Origin of the sequence: Protofrankia sp. Cj3, assembly GCF_917627355.1 — a bacterium.
Lineage (GTDB): Bacteria > Actinomycetota > Actinomycetes > Frankiales > Frankiaceae > Protofrankia.
Genome location: NZ_CAKJTR010000213.1, coordinates 4,148 through 8,715 on the forward strand (window position 1 = coordinate 4,148; position 4,568 = coordinate 8,715).

General features: G+C 73.1%; 4 protein-coding genes. All 4 read left to right on the plus strand.

The genetic code is table 11. The features are described 5' to 3' along the window. The first annotated feature begins 2 nt into the window (after nucleotides 1-2). Entirely contained in the window at nucleotides 3-890 is an 888-nt protein-coding gene (locus MJ783_RS20420) for a xanthine dehydrogenase family protein subunit M (RefSeq protein WP_239312786.1), read from the plus strand. Next, a complete protein-coding gene (locus MJ783_RS20425; protein ID WP_370651740.1) occupies nucleotides 887-1,441 on the plus strand; it encodes a (2Fe-2S)-binding protein in 555 nt (184 codons plus the stop codon). The genes MJ783_RS20420 and MJ783_RS20425 overlap by 4 nt, the downstream gene beginning before the upstream one ends. A gap of 21 nt (nucleotides 1,442-1,462) precedes the next feature. Further along, nucleotides 1,463-3,853: a xanthine dehydrogenase subunit D gene (pucD, locus tag MJ783_RS20430; protein WP_239312789.1), complete on the plus strand. Its 2,391-nt coding sequence runs from the start codon at nucleotides 1,463-1,465 to the stop codon at nucleotides 3,851-3,853. Further along, on the plus strand, nucleotides 3,850-4,568 hold a 719-nt coding region (locus MJ783_RS20435), incomplete at its 3' end, for an amidohydrolase family protein (RefSeq protein ID WP_239312792.1). The genes pucD and MJ783_RS20435, both read left to right, overlap by 4 nt.

The window sequence follows — 4,568 nt, forward strand, 5'->3', positions numbered from 1 at the left end:
GCCTGCACCGGCCGCTGACCGTCGCCGAAGCCGTCGAGATCCTGGCCGACGGGGACGCGGAGATCCTCGCTGGCGGCACTGACCTGGTACCCGCGCTGCGTGCCCGCCAGCGGGAGCCACGCCGGCTTGTCGCCCTGCGCCGGGTCCTGGAACTGCGCTCCCGGGGGGCCAGCGCAAATATGTTGATCATTGGTGCCGGTGTCACCTACCACGATCTGACCGGCTGGTCGCTGTCGCCGGGGCTGGCGGCAATGGCACGGGTGGTCGGCTCCCCGCAGATCCGCAACACGGGCACGGTGGGTGGAGCGCTGGGGACAGCCAACCCGCGGGGGGATCTGTTGACCTTTCTCTCCGCGGTCGGCACCGAAATAGTGATCAACAGCGCGCGCGGGGCGCGGACCGTGGATGTCGCATCGTTCCTGGCAACCGGGCTGGCCCCGACTGAGCTGGTCACAGCCGTTCGGCTACCCCGGCCGTGCGGGCCCCAGGTCTACCTGAAGATCGGTTCCAGGCAGGCCGCGTCGGCGGCGTTGGTCTCCTGCGCGCTGGTCGTCGACCGCGTGCACGAACGGGTGACCTGCGCGATTGGCGGGATCGCACACCAGCCGACGCGGCCGGCCACCGCTGAGGAGTTCGTCCGGCAAGGGGTCGACTGGTCGACCGGGACGATCCCCGCGGATGTCGTGGCCGGGTTCGGCGAGCTCGTGGCCGAGGCCGCTGGGGCCGTGCCCGATCCGCTCCCGGATGACGTCGGCGTCTCGGCGGCGTACCGCCGGCACGCGGCCGGGGTGCTCGCGGCCCGCGCGGTCGGCCGCTGTCTGCCGGCCGCGGCGCCGGGCGCAATACCGGGCAGTGCGGGACCGGGCAGCGCCGGGCGGTTCCGGTCATGAACAACGACGGGTGTGCCCGCGGCGACATCGCCGGGGGCGGTGATGGTGACGCGGCGGCGCTGGCTGGTTGCGGAACCGGTCGACGGGTGTCCTATCAGCTGTACATCGACGGGGGTATGCGGCTGGTGGCCGACGCCTGGCTGGCGGAGTCCCTCCTGGGTGTGCTGCGCGACCACCTTGGCGTGATGTCGGTCAAGGACGCCTGCGAACAGGGCCGATGCGGATCATGCTCGGTACTCATGGACGGCCGGCTGGTGGCAAGTTGCACAGTGCTCGCGGCGGATGCCGCGGGCGCCGTGGTCACGACCGTTGCCGGGCTGGGTGCGGGTGGCCCGGCCCGAGCGGTGCGGGCCGCCTTCCTCGCCCACGGGGCGGTCCAGTGCGGCTTTTGCACACCAGGGTTCGTCGTCGCCGTGACCGATCTGCTGGCCCGGCGGCCCGACGCGGACGAGGACGAGATCCGTGAGGCATTGGCGGGCAACATCTGCCGGTGTACCGGATACGGACGGATCATGGCGGCCATCCGGTCCATCCAGGACACTCGCCGGTGACCGATGACAGGCGGTGGGCTGATGGCGGACTCACGTTCATCCGGTGATCAGGAGTTTACCGATCACGCGGCGGCCGGTCAGGGCATCGGTAGATCGGTGCCCCGCCCGGATGGCGCAGACAAGATCGACGGGACGTTCCCGTACGCTGGCGATCTCTTCCTGCCGGGCATGCTGCACGCCCGGACGCTGCGCAGCCCGCACCCCCGCGCCCGGATCCGCCGTATCGACACCGCCGCGGCCCGGCGTCTTCCGGGCGTGGCGGCGGTGGTGACCGCCGGGGACGTGCCCGGCCGGGCCACCTACGGCCTGATCGTCGCGGACCAGCCGGTGTTCGCCCGTGACGTTGTGCGCTACCAGGGCGAACCAGTTGCCGCGGTCGCGGCACGCGACGCCCGCGCCGCTGTCCGGGCGCTCGCCGCCATCGACGTCGACTACGAACCGCTGCCCGCGGTGACAGATCCTGAGCGGATCGTGTCCGTTGGCGGCGAGGTCGATCCGCTGCACCCTGACGGCAATATTTTTCGCGAGATCCATCTGCGGCACGGTGACCCGGCGGCCCGCGGCACGGTCCAGGTCAGCGACTCCTATGTGGTGGGCATGCAGGACCAGGCCTTCCTCGGCTGTGAGGCCGCGCTGGTGGTGCCGACGGCGGACGGCGGTATCGACATGCGGGTGGCCACGCAGTGGCTGCACTCCGATCGGGAGCAGATCGCGGCGTGCCTGGGTATTCCCGAGGATCGGGTGCGGCTCACCCTCGCCGGGGTTGGCGGAGCGTTCGGCGGCCGGGAGGACATCACCCTGCAGATCCACGGCGCGTTGCTGGCGCGGGTCACCGGGCAGCCGCTGCGGATCCGCTACGACCGGGTCGAGTCGTTCCTCGGCCATCCGCACCGGCATCCGGCTCGCCTGTGGTTCCGCCACACCGCGTCCCGCCGCGGGCAGCTCGTCAGCGTCCACGCGCGGGTGGTCCTCGATGGCGGAGCGTACGCGTCATCGTCCCCGGCGGTGCTGGCCAACGCGGTGACGCACGCGTCAGGGCCCTACCGGGTCCCCCATACCGTGGTGGACGGGTGGGTGGTGCGGACGAACAACCCACCGTGCGGAGCCATGCGCGGCTTCGGGGTTCCCCAGGTCGCCTTCGGGCACGAGGCGCAGATGGACCGGCTCGCGGACGCGCTCGGCATGGATCCGGTGGAACTGCGCCGCCGCAACGTGCTCGAGCCTGGCGATGTGCTGCCCACGGGCCAGCTCGTTGCTGATCCGTTGCCGTTGCGGGAGGCGATCGCGACAGTCGCGGCTCGTCCGCTGCCAGCTCCGGTGTCGGACCGTACGCCGGTGACATCCCTGCCGGGCGGGCGGCTGGCCGCGGCCGACCCGGGCCGGGTCCGCCGCGGTGTCGGCTACGCGCTGGCCTACAAGAACCTGCTGTTCTCCGAGGGCTTCGACGACTTCTCAACCGCCCGGGTACGCCTGGAGCTCGGGCCGGACGGCACACCGCGGGCCGTCGTGCACAGCGCGTGCGCGGAGGTCGGCCAGGGCTTCGTGACGATCGCCGGGCAGATCGTGCGGACCGAACTCGGGGTGGACCAGGTGCTACTCGCCCCGGCGGACACCGCCATCGGCAGTGCCGGGCCGACCAGCGCGTCCCGCCAGACGTGGATGAGCGGTGGCGCTGTGCGTGCCGCCGCGGTCACGGTGGCCGAGCGGCTGCTGGGCCGGGCGGCCGGGCGGCTCGGCCTGCCCCCCGAGGTGGTCGCCGAGCCGAGGCGGCTGCTGGCACTCGCCGACGGCGAGATCGTCGCCAGCGAGGCCGGAACGCGGCTGCCTCTTGCCGACCTGCTCGCGGACGGGCCGGTCGAGGCGGTGGAGGTCTTCCGCCACCGGCGTACCCAGCCGCTGGGCCCGGACGGCCAGGGCGACGTACATGTCGCCTTCGCCGTGGCGGCGCACCGCGCGGTCGTCGACGTCGACGTGGACCTGGGACTCGTGCGGGTGGTATCGATGGCGCTCGCCCAGGACGTTGGCATGGTGCTCAACCCGATGGCGCTACGCGGGCAGGCGGAGGGCGGTACCGCCCAGGGGCTCGGCCTCGCGCTCATGGAGGAGCTCGTGGTTGACGGCGGGGTGGTGCGCAACCCCACGTTTCATGATTACGTCCTGCCCACCATCGCCGATGTCCCGGCGCTGGACTTCGTGGCGTTGACGCACGCGCAGCCCGGGGCGCCCTACGGCGTCAAGGGGGTGGGGGAGGCGGCGACCTGTTCGGCGACCCCGGCAGTGGTGGCGGCGGTCCGTGCCGCGATCGGGCGTGACCTGCGCCGGGTGCCGATCCGGCCGCAGGACCTGGTGCTGCCGCCGGGCCAGGCCCACCCGGCGGATCTCGTCCGCCCGGATGCCGGCGGCGGCGGATGACCATCCCCCCGGCCGGGCTCCCCGGGCTTCCCGAACGTCCCGAGATACTGTGTTCGTCACGGGTCGTGACTCCCGACGGAGTCGGCCCGGCCGCCGTCCATATCGCCGGCGGCCGGATCACCGCGGTCACCCGGCCCGAGGCCGTCCAGGCCAGACCGGGTGTCACCGATCTTGGAGACCTCGCCCTGCTGCCCGGGGCCGTGGACACCCACGTCCACGTCAACGAACCCGGGCGCACCGAGTGGGAGGGGTTCGCCAGCGCCACGCGGGCCGCAGCCGCTGGCGGCGTCACCACGATCGTGGACATGCCGCTGAACGCCATCCCGCCGACGACGTCGGTCGCGGCACTCGCGGTGAAGCGGGCCGCGGCGGCCGGGCGGATAGCGGTCGACGTCGGCTTCTGGGGCGGGATCGTCGGCGCTGACGTGCGGGACCGCACCGAGATCGCGGCCCTGCACGACGCCGGGGTGTTCGGCTTCAAGGCGTTCCTCGCGCCGTCGGGGGTGGCGGAGTTCCCGCATGTGCCCATGGAGGTCCTCGCCGTCGCGGTGGCTCGTGCCGCCCGGCTCGACGCGTTGACCGTCGTCCATGCCGAGTCACCGTCGGTCCTGGCCGCGGCGCCACCGGTGGCGGGCCGGGCGTTCGCGAGCTGGCTGGCCTCGCGCCCGCCGGCCGCGGAGACCGAGGCGGTGGCCGGGCTCGCCGCGCTGTCGGC

What these genes read in the sequence shown, in the direction of transcription:
- MJ783_RS20425 (WP_370651740.1), top strand. Translation starts at nt 887, where the DNA reads ATGAACAACGACGGGTGTGCCCGCGGCGACATCGCCGGGGGCGGTGAT.
- pucD (WP_239312789.1), top strand. Translation starts at nt 1,463, where the DNA reads ATGGCGGACTCACGTTCATCCGGTGATCAGGAGTTTACCGATCACGCG.